Here is a 14,601-nt window from a genome sequence, read left to right as displayed (position 1 = left end):
TCCTGGGGTGCTGAGGTCCAGGTCGTTCGAGGTCGTGGGCTTTGCCGTCGCGTTCGTCGCGGTGCACGCCGTGCTCTGGTGGCTGACCGCGACGACCGCGAACCTGCCGCTCGGCGACGTCACGATCACCTACCGACGGTGGATCGAGACCGGGCTCACGTCCCACTACTGGGTCGGCATGGACTCGGACTGGGTGTACCCGATCCTGGCGATCGTCCCCATGGCCGCAGCCGCACTCGGCGGAGCGGCGTCGATCGGCACCGGGTGGCTCGTCCTGATGGTCTTGCTCGACGCCGCCGCGTGCGCGTTCCTCTGGCGGTTCCGGGCGCTCGGCGTGCGGGTCGTCTGGTGGTGGCTCGTGTTCCTCCTCGCGCTCGGGCCGATCGCCCTCGGGCGGATCGACACCGTCGCGACCGCGGTGGCGATGGTCGGCGTGTGCTTCGTCGCGTCCCGGCCGGCGGTGGCCTCTGCCGTGTTCACCGCCGCCGCGTGGATCAAGGTGTGGCCGGCCGCGCTCGTCGGTGTGCTGCTCGTCGTGCGGCGCGGGCACCGGAGCGGGGTCCTCGTCGGTGCGCTCGTCGTCACCGCGCTGGTCGTCCTCGTCGACGTGCTGTTCGGCGGTGCCGCCCACCTGCTGTCCTTCGTCGGACAGCAGAGCGGTCGGGCGCTCCAGATCGAGGCGCCGCTCGCGACGCCGTTCATGTGGGCGGCCGCCGCGCATGTCCCGGGGTCCGCGGTGTTCTACGACCGGGAGATCCTGACCTTCGAGGTCTCGGGGAACGGCACCCACCTGGCCGCAGCCGCCTCCACGCCCCTGATGGCGCTCGTGGTCCTCGGCGGCATCGCGCTCGCCGCGTGGGCCGTCGTCCGCGGCGCCCGTCGAGCCGAGGTCGCGCCGCTGCTCGCACTGGTGCTCGTCGCGGCGCTCATCGCCACGAACAAGGTCGGGTCCCCGCAGTACATCGGGTGGTTCGCGGTGCCGATCGTGTGGGGATTGATCGCCGGCCGGGGGAGTGCACGACGGTTCCTGCCGATCGCGATGGCGGCGCTGCCCATGGCGTTCCTGACGCAGCTGATCTACCCCGCCTACTACGACCAGGTGCTCACCGTGCGGCCGTGGATCCTCGTCGTGCTCACGATCCGGAACGCGCTCGAGGTCGCGATCCTCGTCTGGGCCCTCGTGCTCGTCGTCCGGATCGGGCTCCGGGCGCGGCGAGGTGCGCTCGCCGGGTCCGGGCCGGGCGTCGCCGGATCGGCGCCGGGAGTCACGGAGTCCGGACCGGGCGTCGCCGGATCGGCGCCGGGAGTCGCCGGGTCCGGGCCGGGCGCCGCCGGGTCCGGGCCGGGCGCCGCCGCAGAGGGCAGGATGGACCCATGATCGTCGCCTTCTCCGTCGCCCCGTCCGGTGGCCCGTCAGCCTCGTCCGACGGGTCCGTCCACGATGCCGTCGCCGCGGCCGTCCGTGTCGTACGCGAGTCGGGTCTGCCGAACCGCACCTCGTCGATGTTCACCGAGATCGAGGGGGAGTGGGACGAGGTCATGGACGTCGTCAAGCGTGCGACCGAGGCCGTCGGCGCGTACGGCACCCGGGTGTCCCTCGTCCTGAAGGCCGACATCCGCCCTGGCCACACGGGCGAGCTCGACGGCAAGCTCGAGCGGCTCGAGGCTGCGCTCGACTCCTGAGTCCTCGCCGCGGCGCCGGCGACACGCCGTCGTCCTCCCGAGGATGTCGGTGGTCGGGTGTGTCATGTTGCGCAGATGGTCGCACCGGGCGGCCACCGACGTGACGAGGAGATCGTGATGATGCACGACGGCTGGTGCCCCGACTGCGACCTGCGAACGGTCGTCATCGACGTGGACTCCGACGAGCAGAACGCCTGGGCCACCTGCACCGAGTGCGGTGCTGGGTGGGTGCACCGCGACGACGTCCCCGCGCCGGTGGTCGTCCACCGGCAGCCGGAGCGTCGCGCCGCCTGAACGGCGGGCATCGAATCGATTCGGTCCGACGGGTTCCGTTGACCGTTTGGAGCGGTCTACACTGATCCGACCGGACCGTCCATTCGGACCGGTCTCTTCCGTTCACCGACGAGCGGACCGGCGAACGCCGGCCGCGACGACGCCGTCCCGAACGGGAGGCCCGGCGCGCTCCGCCACGCGCCGCACCTCCAGCCCCTCCTCCGTGAGCTCCGTGGCTGGTCCCGAACCGTCCGTCACGTCCGAAACAGGCACCATGTCCCAGCTCACGCCGGCGCGTCGCGCGCTCGCGCTCATCGCCCTCGCCCTCGGTGGCTTTGCCATCGGGTCGACCGAGTTCGTCGCGATGGGGCTCCTCCCGAACATCGCCGCGGCGCTCCTGCCGACGCAGTACGCGGCGAACCCGGACGCCGGCATCGCCCACGCCGGATGGCTCGTCAGCGCCTACGCGCTCGGCGTGGTCGTCGGTGCGCCGACGATCGCCGCGATGTCGGCGAAGTTCCCACGCAAGGGGCTCCTCATGGTGCTGCTCGTCGGGTTCGTCGTCGCCACGATCGCCAGCGCGCTGCTGCCGTCCTTCGGGCTGGTGCTCGTCGCCCGGTTCGTCGCGGGCCTGCCACACGGTGCGTACTTCGGTATCGCCTCGATCGTCGCCGGCGACATCATGGGTCCCGGCAAGCGTGGCAAGGGCATCGCGATGGTGCTCCTCGGCCTGTCCGTCGCGAACGTCATCGGCGTCCCGGCGATCACGTTCATCGGGCAGAACGCCGGGTGGCGTGTGGCGTACGGCGTCGTCGCCGTGCTCTTCGCCGCGACGTTCTTCGCGGTGTCGGCCTTCGTCCCGCGCTCGGCCCGCGACGAGCACGCGTCGATCGGCCGTGAGCTCCGGGCGTTCCGCGTGCCCCAGGTCTGGCTCGTGATGGGGCTCGGCGCGGTCGGGTTCGGCGGGTTCTTCGCGGTGTACTCGTACATCTCGCCGCTCGTCACGAACGTCACGGGGCTGTCCGAGTCGGTGGTGCCCCTGGTGCTCGTGGTCGTCGGCCTCGGCATGGTCGTGGGCGGTGTCCTCGGCGGGCACCTCGCCGACCACAGCGTCAAGCGCACGATCTACGTCGGCATGTTCGCACTCATCGGCGCGCTGCTCGTGACGGTGCTCACCGCGCAGTGGGCCGTCGGCGTGTTCGTCGGGGCGTTCCTGCTCGGTGCGACTTCGTCGGCGATCCCGCCGGCGGTGCAGTCGCGCCTGATGGACGTCGCCGGAGACGCGAAGACGATCGCCGCGGCGCTGAACCACTCGGCGTTCAACATCGGGAACTCGCTCGGTGCTGCCCTCGGTGGCGCGGTCATCGCCGCCGGGTTCGGCTTCGTGGCACCGGGGTGGCTCGGCATCGTGCTCGCGCTGCTCGGTGTGGTGATGACCTCGATCAGCTACGCCGTCGAGCGTCGGTCGAACCGCCGCGCTGAGCTGTCAGCTCCGCACCCCACGACCGGCCCGATCACGTCCCCGATCCCGCTCGTCTGACGCGCGCGGGCCGGGCCCGGGGCGCCGAGATCGGGGTACCGGGCATCACATGCACGAGCGAGTGCGCAGAAAGTGTGGCCTCCGGGGGTGTCCGGACGCATTTTCTGCGCACTCGACGTTGCGACCCACCCGGAGGGCCACGAGCGAGTGCGCAGAAAGTGTGGCCTCCGGGGTTGTCCGGACGCTTTTTCTGCGCACTCGATGGTCAGGGGATGGCCCGCGCGGACGCCCGCGACAAGGACCTACAGGCCGTGGGGGCTGCCGTCCTCGAAGATGATGCCGTCGGTGATCGCACGCTTCCGGAGGGCGACCTTCGTGCCGACGTCGAAGCCGGCCACGCGGTACTTCTCACGGATGCGCTTGAGGTAGCTCTTCGCGGTCTCCTCGGAGATGCCGAGCTGGTACGCGACGCTCTTCACCGGTTCGCCACCGCCGTAGAGCGCCATGACCCGGCGCTCCTGCGCGCTGAGCTTCGGCACGCCACCGACGTCACCGGAGTTGATCGCCAGGTCGAGCTCGGCGGAGACGTACTGCTCGCCGCGCTGTGCCGAGCGGATGGCCTCGACGATCATCTCGGCGTCCTCGCTCTTCACGAGGTACCCGAGGGCACCGGACCCGAGCGCCTCGCGCACCACGTTCGGCTCGGAGTACGTGCTCATGACGACGGTCTTCACGCCGGCCGTCTTGAGCGTCGAGATCTTCAGCGAGACCGGGATGGAGTCCTTGAGGTCCAGGTCGAGCAGCACCACGTCGACCGGGAACGACGGGCTGGTGAGCAGCTCGGGCCAGGTCGTGACGGCGGCGACGAGCGTGATGTCGTCGGCAGCGCCACGGATCCACTCCGTCAGGGCGCCGAGCAGCATCTTGTGGTCGTCGACGAGTGCGAGTCGGATCGGTTCCTCTGGAGTCGCCATGCTGGCGTCCTTTCTCGTGGTCTGCGTGGCAGAGCCTAGGTGGTGGGCGCACTCGGCGAGCGCAGGCTGGTCAGGGTGTCCGACAACCCGTCACATCGTGGGATGTCGGCTCACGACGCAGTGGGCGACGATGTGCAGCGCCCCGTCCCGCACCGTGTCGGTGTAGCTCCCGATGCGGGCGAGTCCGCTCCAGGCAGTCGGGCCGAGCCGTCGGCGCGGGACGCCGCGGGACTCGATGACGATCGGCACGTCCATCTCCTCGTCCGAGACCGGGTGCCCGTCCGAGCCGACCGGCCCGAGCGTGACGGAGACCATCGGGACGCCGGGCTGCAGCCCGCGGCCGTCGCCGACCATCTGCCAGAGCGCCTGGAGCAGTCCGTCGCGCTGTGCCGGGGAGAGGTGCCCGGCGAGCGACCCGGGGTCGGCGACGCTGACGGCACGGCCGAGGTGGTCCGACTCGGTGATGGCGTGGTACAGCCAGGTCTCGCGGCGGCCCTCGATGAGGTGCAGGCGGAGCTCGGTGGCCAGTGACGCCGCCACCGACGAGGACGCGTCCGACAGGGGCAGCGGGTCGGTGCCGTTCGCGACGGCGTCGAGGAGCTTCTCGGCGGCGAGGTCGAGTCGGGCGAGTTCGTCGGATGCGAGCATGCCGACGGCGAACTGCGGCGCGGAGACGTTCGACTGCACGAGCACCCGGTCGAGTTCACGCTGCACGAGCTGCCGGAAGCGGTGCGTGACGAAGATCGCCACGGACGGCGGGACGATCACGAGCGCCAGCAGTGAGAACAGCCCGGGGATGGTGTCGGTCGTGATCGGGGTCGATGCGACCGCCATGCCGATGAACGCGAGCCCGAGCACCGTGATCGCCGCGGCGACCTCGCGAGCCGGGCGGAGCGTCGCGACGGGGAGCAGGGCGAACCCTGCGGCGATCGAGGCGCTGGCCGTGTGGGCGAGGTCGTGCTCGGGCCAGATGCCGATGAAGTCGAGGGTGACGACGCACCCGAGGACGACGCAGATCAGTACGAAGGCCAGCCCGGTGAGTCGTTCGCCGTAGGTCAGGACGCTCAGGCCGACGCCGACCGCCGCGATGACGAAGAGCATCCACGCGGCAGCGGGGAGCCAGGGGTCGGAGAAGTCCGTCCAGTGTGCGAGGAAGAAGACGATGCCCGCGATCGCCTCGAGTGCGGTGAGCACCGCCGCGCCGAGCCCGAGGTGCCCGGCGCCGAGCGATGCTCCGGGCTTCGCGGCCTGCCGCAGCGACCGCGCACCGGTGGAGGTGGAGGGGAGGCCGCGCGCCTGCCGACGTTCCGTGCCCCGGTACCGTTCCCGAGCCTCCCGTCGGGTCCGCGGAGCGGGCTGCTGGGTCTCGCCGGGGAGTCCGCGGCCGATCGTGTCCTCGGGGACGCGACTCATCGGGGTGCCTCCAGGACGACGGTGGTGCCCGATCCGGGCGCGGAGAAGAGGCGTGCGTCCCCGCCGACCTCGCGGAGGCGGTTCACCACGCTCTCCTTGAAGCCGAGACGCTCTTCGTCGACGGCGCCGAGTTCGAAGCCGACGCCGGAGTCGGTGACCATCGCGCGGACCATGTCGTTGTCGTGCACGATCGTGACGTGCGCCTCGGCGACCCCGGCGTGGCGGCGGACGTTCTCGAGGCACTCCGCGAGGGCGAGCAGGAACGCGTCGAGGACGTTCGACGGCAGGAGGACCTGCCCGGTGCCGTGCCAGCTGACCTCGAGCCCCATCCGGCCGAAGCGCTGCTTCACGGACTCGAGCGTCTGCCCGAGTGGTGACTCCTCGGTGCGGGTGAGCGAGTAGTCGCCGGACTGCTGTGGTTGCGGTGTCGCGCCGAGCCGGAGGTGCCGCAGGAGCCTGGCGTCCTCGGCGGCCTGCTCGCGCATCGCCTGCTCGGAGACGCCGACACCGGAGTGGGCGAGGAGGGTGAGCGTGGCGAGGACGGTGTCGTGGAGCAGCCGCGCACCCTGGCGGCGCTGCGCCTCGGTCTCGCTGGCCTGGCGTTCCGCACGGTGCGCGGTGCCGATGCTGTAGATGCGACGCGCGACGCGGGGGATGCTCCGGGAGATCCAGTACGCGACCACGGCGGTGAGGACCCAACCGAGGACGGTCCCGCCGACGGCGTTGGAGACGAGTCCGCCGGCGGCGAAGGCCATCACGATGATCGACGCGACGCCGCCGAGGATGGTCAACCCGAGTCCGACGAGGTGTCCGCGCTGCGCCATGAGGAGCGAGGAGAGGCCGCCGGCGGCGAGGGGGACGAGCGCGCTCGCGAGCACCGTACGCTCGAGACCGTCGACGCTCGTCGTGAGGAGGACCATGGCGCCGAGGCCCGCCACGAGCGTGAGTGCGGTCCACCACGTCGAGCCGTTCCAGCCGAACGCGACGAGCGCACCGATCATCATTCCACGCGCGGCACCCGTTGGGGGGTGTTCGGCACGCCCGGTCGTTCCGATTGGAAACGGTTTTGTTATAGCGAATGCGATGAATTCGTCGGTTCAGCCCAGCAGGCGACGGAGGTGCGTACCGACCGCCGCGTGCTCGATGAGGAACCCGTCGTGGCCGAACTCGCTGTCGATGACGGCCGCGTGGTCGCCGTCGAGGGTGTCTGGGATACCGGCGGCGATCCGGTGCTGGTCCTCGACGGGGAAGAGCCGATCGCTCGAGATGCCGACGACGAGCGTCCTCGCCGTGATCGCGCCGAGGGCCGACGCGACGCCGCCTCGTCCGGCGCCGACGTCGTGCGAGTCCATCGCGTGCGTCAGCGTCACGTACGTCGATGCGTCGAACCGCCTGGTGAACTTGTTGCCGTGGAAGTCGAGGTAGCTCTCCACGGAGAACCGGCCGTCGTCGCCGAGCGGGGACACGTCCGACTGCCAGGAGCGGTCGAACCGCCCGTTGAGCTCGTCGGACGCGCGGTAGGTCATCATCGCCATCCGTCTGGCCAGGGACAGCCCCCTGGACGGCCCGTCGCCGGGTTCGGCTTCGTAGTAGTCGCCGCCCGCGAAGCCCGGGTCCATCTGGATCGCGGCGCGCTGCAGCGAGTTCGCCGCGATCTGGTCCGCCGTGGTCTGGGCCGTGCTGGCCAGGATCGCCAGTCGGGCGACACGGGACGGGGCCGACGCCGCGAACTCGAGCGCGTGCATACCGCCCATCGACCCGCCGACCACCGCGGCGAACCGGTCGATGCCGAGCGCGTCGGCGAGCTGCACCTGTGCGGCGACCTGGTCGCGCACGGTGACGAACGGGAACCGCGAACCCCACTCCACCCCGTCTGGCGAGACCGACGACGGGCCGGTCGAGCCCTGGCAGCCGCCGAGCATGTTCGGCGCGACGACGAACCACCGGTCGGTGTCGATCGCCCGACCAGGTCCGACGACGTCGCCCCACCAGCCGGCGGTCTTGTGCCCGGGGCCGGCATCACCCGTGACGTGCGAGTCCCCGGTCAGCGCGTGGAACACGAGGACGGCGTTGTCCTTGGCGTCGTTGAGTGTGCCCCAGGACTCGTACGCGATCCGGACGCTCGGCAGCCGTCCGCCGCGGACCCACTGCTCGCCGAGCGCGACGAACTGCCGGGAACCGGGGTGGTCGCCCGGACGCCAGGCTCCGGTGACCGGGGGTTTGCCGATCACCCCGAGCGCGGTCCCCGGGACCAGGGTGGACGGGACGGAGTCCTCGGGAGTCGTCTGCCAGTCCATGGTCCGTCCATTGTCCCGGTCCGTGGACTGTCCGGACGCCGTGTTACGTCGGTTGCGTGGCCGGATCGGGGCGGACGGGAGGCCCGGGTCGGCTCCGCGGCGTCGTTGCGTCCGCAGGGTGGTTGCGTCCGAGGGGTCGTTGCGTCCGCAAGGGACGACAAGACCGCTGTCGTACGACATCGACGTTGTCGCAAGCAGGCGGACGCAACAGTTGCACACGCGTGGGAACGACGAAGTCGCTGTCGTACGACAGCGACTTCGTCGTTCTGAGTCGGGTCCGGAGGGGCGGGTCAGTCGTGCGCCTACGCGCGCAAACCAGCCTGGGCGACCGCACGAGCTGCTGCGAGCCCGGCCTCGAGGTCCGCCTTCAGGTCCTCGACGTTCTCGATGCCCACCGACAGGCGCACGAGCCCCGGCGTCACACCGGTCGTCAGCTGCTGCTCCGGCGTGAGCTGCGAGTGCGTCGTCGACGCCGGGTGGATCACGAGCGAGCGCACGTCACCGATGTTGGCGAGGTGCGAGAACAGCGTCAGGTTGTCGACGAGTGCACGACCCGCGTCGACGCCGCCCTTCAGCTCGAACGACAGCACCGCCCCGACGCCCTTCGGTGCGTACCGCGTCGCGGCGCCGTACCAGGGGGAGGTCGGCAGGCCCGCGTACGCCACCGTCGCCACGTCCGGGTGCTGGTCCAGCCACTCGGCGATCTCCTGCGCGTTCGCCACGTGCCGCTCGATGCGGAGCGACAGGGTCTCGATGCCCTGCAGCAGCGCGAACGCGGTGTCGGGGGAGCTCGACGCACCGAGGTCGCGGAGGAGCTGCACGCGCGCCTTGATGATGTAGGCGAGCGAGTTGCCGACCGCCTCTGCGAAGACCGCCCCGTGGTACGAGGGGTCCGGCGAGTTGAACTCCGGGAACTTCTCCGGGTGCTGGGACCACGGGAACGTGCCGCCGTCGACGATGACGCCGCCGATGACCGTGCCGTGCCCACCGAGGAACTTCGTCGCCGAGTGCACCACGATGTCGGCGCCGTGCTCGAACGGACGGATCAGGTACGGCGTCGCGATCGTGTTGTCGACGATGAGCGGCACCCCGGCCTGGTGCGCGATGTCCGCGACCGTCGTGATGTCGAGCACGTTGATCTTCGGGTTGCCGATCGTCTCCGCGAAGAACAGCTTCGTGTTCGGTCGGACCGCGCGACGCCACTCCTCGGGGTCGTCCTGGTCCTCGACGAAGGTCGTCTCGATGCCGAGCCGGGCGAGCGTGTACTTGAAGAGGTTGTACGTGCCGCCGTAGATCGACGACGAGGACACGATGTGGTCGCCGGCCTGCGCGATGTTGAGGACGGCGTAGGTCTCCGCCGCCTGACCGCTCGCGACCAGGAGCGCCCCGGAGCCACCCTCGAGCGCGGCGATCCGCTGCTCGAGGACGTCGTTCGTCGGGTTCATGATGCGCGAGTAGATGTTGCCGGGCTTCGCGAGGGCGAAGAGGTCACGCGCCTCGTCCGAGTTCGCGAAGACGTACGAGGTCGTCTTGTAGATCGGGGTGGCGCGTGCGCCGGTCGTCGGGTCCGGCTGCGCTCCGGCGTGGACCTGCGTGGTCTCGAACCGCCACTGCGCGGCGTCGTTCTCGGTCATCTCGTGCTCCTGTCCGGTGCGGTCGGTCGTCGGGTCGCCGTGCGCTCGGCCGGGAGGCTCGGCGCGTCGTCACGTCGGAGGCAACGGTACGGACGTGGCCGGTTCCACACCACCGCACCCGTCTCGTGACGTAACGAGCGTCAGGCGGGGTCGCGCCGGAAGAGCCAGCGGACGTTCGGCTCGAGGAGCCAGCGCATGCCCTTCCTGACGAACGGCTGCGCCAGGAAGAGGCTCACCGCACAGGCGAACGCGACCATCAGGAGCACGTACGGCCACGCCGAGTGCTGGCCGGCGAGGATGCCGGACTCACGCACCGGGTAGAGCACGAACGTGTGCAGCAGGTACACGTACATCGTCGCCGCGCCGAACTGCGTGATCCAGACGTTCCGCCGGGGCACCAGCAGGAGGAACGACGCGGTGAGCAGCGCGGCGAGGAGCATCAGCCCGAAGCGCACGGCACCCGCCCACCACGCGTCCTCGCCGAGACCCGAGTACGAGTCGTCGTAGAAGAACCAGTGGTGCAGGTCGAACTCCTTGAACTGCGGGATCCACACCGCGCAGGCGACCGCCCACGCCGCGAACACCGCACCGGCCACGATCCGGAGCCGGACGACGATCCTCTGTGGCGCCTCGTACCAGCGGTCGAACAGTCCCCACTGCTTCACCTGCCAGCCGACCAGGAAGAACGGCAGCAGGCTGATCGCGCGGGAGAGGGACAGCGTGGAGTCGACGTTGTCGAAGTACCCGACGCCGATGCTGAAGACGACCGCCCAGAACAGCGGCCACCGCAGCTGCGCCAGGTACGGCAGGATCAGCTTGAAGATCCCCAGCGCGAGCAGGAACCAGAGCGTCCAGGTCGGCTGGGTCGGGTTGAACTTCTTGCCGCCCTCGACGAGTGACTGCACGACGGTCCAGATCGTCTGCATGATGATGTACGGCACCACGATGTCCGTGATGGTCCGACGCATGCGCTTCGCCGTGGGGGTGTCTGCGGACGAGAAGTACCCGCTGATGACACCGAACGCCGGCATGTGGAACGCGTAGATGAACGTGTACAGCGCCAGGGCGTGCTCGCTCGCCGTGGTCTGCCGTTGGATCGCGTGCCCGATGACGACGAGCGTCACGGCGACGAACCGCGCGGTGTCCCACATCGGGATGCGCCGCTTCGCGCGACCCGGTTCGAGGTTCGTGATCGGCGCAGCGGGCGCGGGAGGGGCGGCGTCCATGGTCATCCCTCGTGACGTTACCGGAACGTGACCTTCGCCGTACTGGGTACCGTTGTCGTGACATTCGTCGACGGAGCACTGGAGGCACGGACATGGCAGCACGACGCGCGGTCGTCACGGGAGCGAGCTCGGGGATCGGGGCGGCCACCGTCCGCCTGTTCCGCGAACGGGGCTGGGACGTGCTCGCCGTCGCCCGGCGTGCCGACCGGCTCGACGCGCTCGCCGCGGAGCTCGGGATCGACACGCTGACGGCGGACATCACCGACGCCGCCGATGTCGAGCGCCTGGCGACGCGCGTCGCGGAGCTCGGCGGCGCGGACGTGCTCGTCAACAACGCCGGGGGAGCGTTCGGCTCGGCGACCGTCGAGGAGTCGGACGTCGACGACTGGCGCGCCATGTTCGAGGTCAACGTCATCGGCACCAAGCGTGTGATCGCGGCGCTGCTCCCGCATCTCCGGCAGCGTGCGTCGACCACGGGCGGCGCCGACATCGTCACCGTCACGAGCACCGCCGGGTTCGTCTCCTACGAGAACGGAGGCGGGTACAACGCCGCGAAGGCCGCCGAGCACGCCCTGGTCGGTGCACTCCGCCTGGAGCTGAACGGCGAACCGATCCGCGTCGTCGAGATCGCTCCCGGGCTGGTGAAGACCGACGAGTTCGCGCTCGTGCGGTTCGGCGGCGACGAGTCGAAGGCCGCGGCGGTCTACGACGGTGTCGAGGACCCGCTCACGGCCGACGACGTCGCCGAGGCGATCGTGCACGCGGTGGAGCTGCCGGCGCACGTGAACCTCGACCTCGTCACGATCCGTCCGGTCGCGCAGTCCGCCCAGCACAAGCTGGCGCGCGGACACCTGTCGCCCAAGTCCTGACCAGGCAGCCGTCGGCGGTTCTCCGCCCCACACGCGCCCGGGCGGGGAACTCGGGTCGCGGGGGCGGGGTACCTGCCGGTACCGTGGACGGATGCCGATCAGCAGCGAACCCGCCGAGCCCTCCTCGCCGGCCGTCGTGACCGTGACGAGCGGGCCCGAGGTGCTCGGCTGGCTCGAGTTCGGGGACGCCGCTCGGCTCCTCGCGAAGGACGTCCTGTCGTCCGGCTTCGAGCCAGAGGTCGTCGTGGCCGTCGCCCGTGGCGGGCTCATCATCGCCGGTGCCGTGGCCTACGCGCTCGGCACGAAGGAGTGCGGCTCGATCAACGTCGAGTTCTACACCGACGTCGAACAGCGTCTGGACGAGCCCGTCGTGCTCGCGCCGGCGCTCGACGCCCCGAGCCTCGCCGGCAAGCGCGTGCTCGTCGTGGACGACGTCTCCGACTCCGGGCGCACCCTGGCGCTCGTCGTCGACATCATCGCGAAGGCCGGCGCCGACGTGCGGAGCGCCTGCCTGTACTCGAAGCCAGGCACCGTGCTCGAGCCCGACCACGTCTGGCGACGGGTCGACGGCTGGATCACGTTCCCGTGGAGCGCCCTCGCACCGGTGACGGCCGAGTCGTGAGCATCCACCTCGTCGGCGGCGGACCGTTCGCCGCCTCCGACGCCGCTGCGCCCTTCCTCGCCGAGGCGACCGCCCGTTCCGCCGCCGTCGGCCGCACCGTCCCGCGCATCGGGCTGCTCTCCGTCGCCGACGCCACGGGCACGAGCCCGTCGTCGACCGCCGACATCGCGGAGGTCCTCGGCGGTGCCCGCGCGGCGGAGGTCCTCGTGACCGAGGTCGCTCCTGGGCAGCCGTTCAGCACGGCGGTCCTCAGCGACATCGACGCCCTGGTCATCGGCGGCGGGCGTACCCCCGACTACCTCGACGCGATCGCGCCGCTCGTCGACCAGATCCGCCTGCTCGTCTCCGATGGCCTGCCGTACCTCGGCTACTCGGCGGGCGCGATGATCGCGTCCGACCGTGCGCTCGTCGGCGGCTGGCGCGTCGGTGGCGTCGAGGTCTGCCCCGAGGGAGCATCGGAGGGCCTCGACGAGGTCGAGCTCCGCGAAGGACTCGGACTCGTGGACCTGACGATCGACGTGCACGCCGTGCAGGCCGGCACGATCGCGCGGCTCATCGCCAGCGCCGAGGCCGAGTTCGTCACCGCCGGACTCGCCATCGACGAGGACACCGTCCTGGTCGTCGGTGAGGGCGCGCTCGAGGTCCGCGGAGCCGGCAGCGTCTGGCGCGTGGTCGCCGGCGACGAGTCGGTCTCCGTCGCCACGATGGGTGCGTAGCGACTCCGATGCAGGCGCAGCCGCTCGCCGAACTGGTCGACCCCGGGTGGGCGGAGGCCCTCGCCCCGGTCGAGGACGACGTCCACCGACTCGGTGCGTGGCTCCGTGAGGAGACGGCGTCGGGGCGGCCGTACCTGCCGGCCGGCGCGTCCGTGCTCCGGGCGTTCGAGTACCCGTTCGACCAGGTGAAGGTGTTGGTCATCGGGCAGGACCCGTACCCGACGCCAGGACACCCGATCGGCCTGTCCTTCGCCGTCGACCCAGGGGTCCGTCCGGTGCCGCGCAGCCTCGCGAACATCTACCGCGAGCTCCACGACGACCTCGGCGTCACCTCGCCGGCGCACGGTGACCTGCGTCCGTGGTCGGAGCGGGGCGTGATGCTGCTCAACCGCGTGCTGACGGTCGGCGCCGGGGACGCCGGCAGCCACCGCGGCAAGGGGTGGGAGCGGGTCACCGAGCAGGCCGTCCGCGCGCTCGTCGCCCGGGACCGCCCGCTCGTCGCCGTGCTCTGGGGCGCGCAGGCCGGGTCCGTTCGGCCGTTCCTCGGGGACACGCCGATCGTCGCGTCGGCACACCCGAGTCCGCTCAGCGCGTCCCGCGGGTTCTTCGGGAGCCGCCCGTTCTCCCAGGTGAACGAGCTGCTCGTCGCCCAGGGTGCCGACCCCGTCGACTGGACGCTGCCCGCCCAGGTGTGACGAGCCTCCAGTCCGGTGTCGTGACCGCCTGCCGGACGCGACCCGTAGGCTCGTGACCGTGCTCGAGGAGGAATACCGTCAGCGGCGGGTGCTGCCGCGTCACCTGCGTGCGCCCGCTCCGTCCGAGACCGCGTTCGCCTGGTCGATCCGCGCCGCCGAGCCGTCGGACCTGCCGGACATCCGCGAGATCCACGCGCACTACGTGCGGAACTCGTCGGTGACGTTCGACGGCGCCGTGCTGACGTTCGCGGCGTGGAAGCAGCGGTACGACGAGATCCGTCGGCGGAAGCTCCCGTTCCTGGTCGCGGTGAACCCGTCTGGACAGTTGCTCGGGTACGCGCTCGTCGACCCCTGGAACCCGCGTGACCGGTCGAACCACGTCGTCGAGAACTCGATCTACCTCGGACCGGCGTCCGGCGGGAAGGGGCTCGGGCGTGCGCTGATGGAGGCGCTGCTCGACGAGTGTCGTGCTGCCGGAGTACGGGAGGTGGTCGCGGTCATCGCCGATCGGTCAGCCGATGCCTCGATCAAGTTGCACCGACGGCTCGGCTTCGAGGAGATCGGCCGCATGGGCAAGGTCGGGTACAAGTACGACCGGTGGCTCGGGACCGTCACGATGCGCCTCCGCCTGCGGGGTCCGCGCACGCGCCGCGGGGCCGGCACCCGGAGCCGAGACTCGGGCTGAGCGACGTTCCTCGGGCCCCGGGCCGCGAGATCGG

Annotated in this window: 15 protein-coding genes; 9 read left to right on the top strand and 6 right to left on the bottom strand. The window is 71.0% G+C overall.

Annotation, left to right across the window (positions count from 1 at the left end):
- Positions 1-7 precede the first annotated feature (7 nt).
- From AAEP80_RS13845 to AAEP80_RS13830, 4 genes are all read left to right on the top strand, one after another.
- Entirely contained in the window at positions 8-1,378 is a 1,371-nt protein-coding gene (locus tag AAEP80_RS13845; protein ID WP_420364825.1) for a hypothetical protein, read from the top strand.
- The gene (locus AAEP80_RS13840) at positions 1,375-1,683 is read left to right on the top strand and encodes an MTH1187 family thiamine-binding protein (protein ID WP_413601735.1); all 309 of its coding nucleotides are present in this window, start codon (positions 1,375-1,377) and stop codon (positions 1,681-1,683) included. The genes AAEP80_RS13845 and AAEP80_RS13840 overlap by 4 nt, the downstream gene beginning before the upstream one ends.
- 75 nt (positions 1,684-1,758) lie before the next feature.
- Positions 1,759-1,977 carry a hypothetical protein gene (locus tag AAEP80_RS13835; protein WP_413601736.1) on the top strand — a complete coding sequence of 73 codons (219 nt, stop codon included), beginning with the start codon at positions 1,759-1,761 and terminating at the stop codon, positions 1,975-1,977.
- 253 nt (positions 1,978-2,230) lie between these two features.
- A complete protein-coding gene (locus tag AAEP80_RS13830) occupies positions 2,231-3,496 on the top strand; it encodes an MFS transporter (protein WP_420364824.1) in 1,266 nt (421 codons plus the stop codon).
- A 242-nt stretch (positions 3,497-3,738) separates the two neighbouring features.
- Here the strand turns inward: AAEP80_RS13830 and AAEP80_RS13825 are convergent, their stop codons facing one another.
- The 6 genes from AAEP80_RS13825 to AAEP80_RS13800 all read right to left on the bottom strand — a co-directional run bounded on the left by AAEP80_RS13825 (position 3,739) and on the right by AAEP80_RS13800 (position 10,986).
- Positions 3,739-4,410, bottom strand: coding sequence for a response regulator (locus tag AAEP80_RS13825; RefSeq protein WP_402728925.1), 672 nt, complete (start codon positions 4,408-4,410; stop codon positions 3,739-3,741).
- Between the two features lie 90 nt (positions 4,411-4,500).
- Complete coding sequence (locus AAEP80_RS13820) at positions 4,501-5,823, bottom strand: hypothetical protein (RefSeq protein ID WP_281264801.1); 1,323 nt, start codon at positions 5,821-5,823, stop codon at positions 4,501-4,503.
- Complete coding sequence (locus AAEP80_RS13815; RefSeq protein WP_420364823.1) at positions 5,820-6,827, bottom strand: sensor histidine kinase; 1,008 nt, start codon at positions 6,825-6,827, stop codon at positions 5,820-5,822. The genes AAEP80_RS13820 and AAEP80_RS13815 overlap by 4 nt, the downstream gene beginning before the upstream one ends.
- Before the next feature lie 93 nt (positions 6,828-6,920).
- Positions 6,921-8,120 (bottom strand): homoserine O-acetyltransferase MetX, encoded by a 1,200-nt coding sequence (gene metX / locus AAEP80_RS13810; RefSeq protein WP_420364822.1) that lies wholly within the window; start codon positions 8,118-8,120, stop codon positions 6,921-6,923.
- A gap of 302 nt (positions 8,121-8,422) precedes the next feature.
- On the bottom strand, positions 8,423-9,754 hold the full coding sequence (locus tag AAEP80_RS13805; protein ID WP_420364821.1) for a bifunctional o-acetylhomoserine/o-acetylserine sulfhydrylase: 1,332 nt from the start codon (positions 9,752-9,754) through the stop codon (positions 8,423-8,425).
- Positions 9,755-9,894: 140 nt separating this feature from the next.
- A complete protein-coding gene (locus AAEP80_RS13800; protein WP_420364820.1) occupies positions 9,895-10,986 on the bottom strand; it encodes an acyltransferase family protein in 1,092 nt (363 codons plus the stop codon).
- Between the two features lie 86 nt (positions 10,987-11,072).
- Between AAEP80_RS13800 and AAEP80_RS13795 the strand changes: the two genes are divergently transcribed.
- The 5 genes from AAEP80_RS13795 (at position 11,073) to AAEP80_RS13775 (ending at position 14,567) form a co-directional block, all read left to right on the top strand.
- Positions 11,073-11,849: an SDR family oxidoreductase gene (locus tag AAEP80_RS13795; RefSeq protein WP_420364819.1), complete on the top strand. Its 777-nt coding sequence runs from the start codon at positions 11,073-11,075 to the stop codon at positions 11,847-11,849.
- Between the two features lie 91 nt (positions 11,850-11,940).
- Positions 11,941-12,471, top strand: a complete 531-nt coding sequence (locus tag AAEP80_RS13790; protein ID WP_281264794.1) for a phosphoribosyltransferase — start codon at positions 11,941-11,943, stop codon at positions 12,469-12,471.
- Positions 12,468-13,187 (top strand): Type 1 glutamine amidotransferase-like domain-containing protein, encoded by a 720-nt coding sequence (locus AAEP80_RS13785; protein ID WP_413601740.1) that lies wholly within the window; start codon positions 12,468-12,470, stop codon positions 13,185-13,187. Before AAEP80_RS13790 ends, AAEP80_RS13785 begins: the two co-directional genes overlap by 4 nt.
- Before the next feature lie 8 nt (positions 13,188-13,195).
- Complete coding sequence (locus tag AAEP80_RS13780; RefSeq protein ID WP_420364818.1) at positions 13,196-13,882, top strand: uracil-DNA glycosylase; 687 nt, start codon at positions 13,196-13,198, stop codon at positions 13,880-13,882.
- Between the two features lie 58 nt (positions 13,883-13,940).
- Entirely contained in the window at positions 13,941-14,567 is a 627-nt protein-coding gene (locus AAEP80_RS13775; RefSeq protein WP_420364817.1) for a GNAT family N-acetyltransferase, read from the top strand.
- Positions 14,568-14,601: the final 34 nt, after the last annotated feature.

Origin of the sequence: Curtobacterium sp. L3-7, assembly GCF_048756585.1 — a bacterium.
GTDB lineage: Bacteria > Actinomycetota > Actinomycetes > Actinomycetales > Microbacteriaceae > Curtobacterium.
Note: the sequence above shows the minus strand (reverse complement) of the source record. Positions and strands in the feature narration are given on the sequence as shown.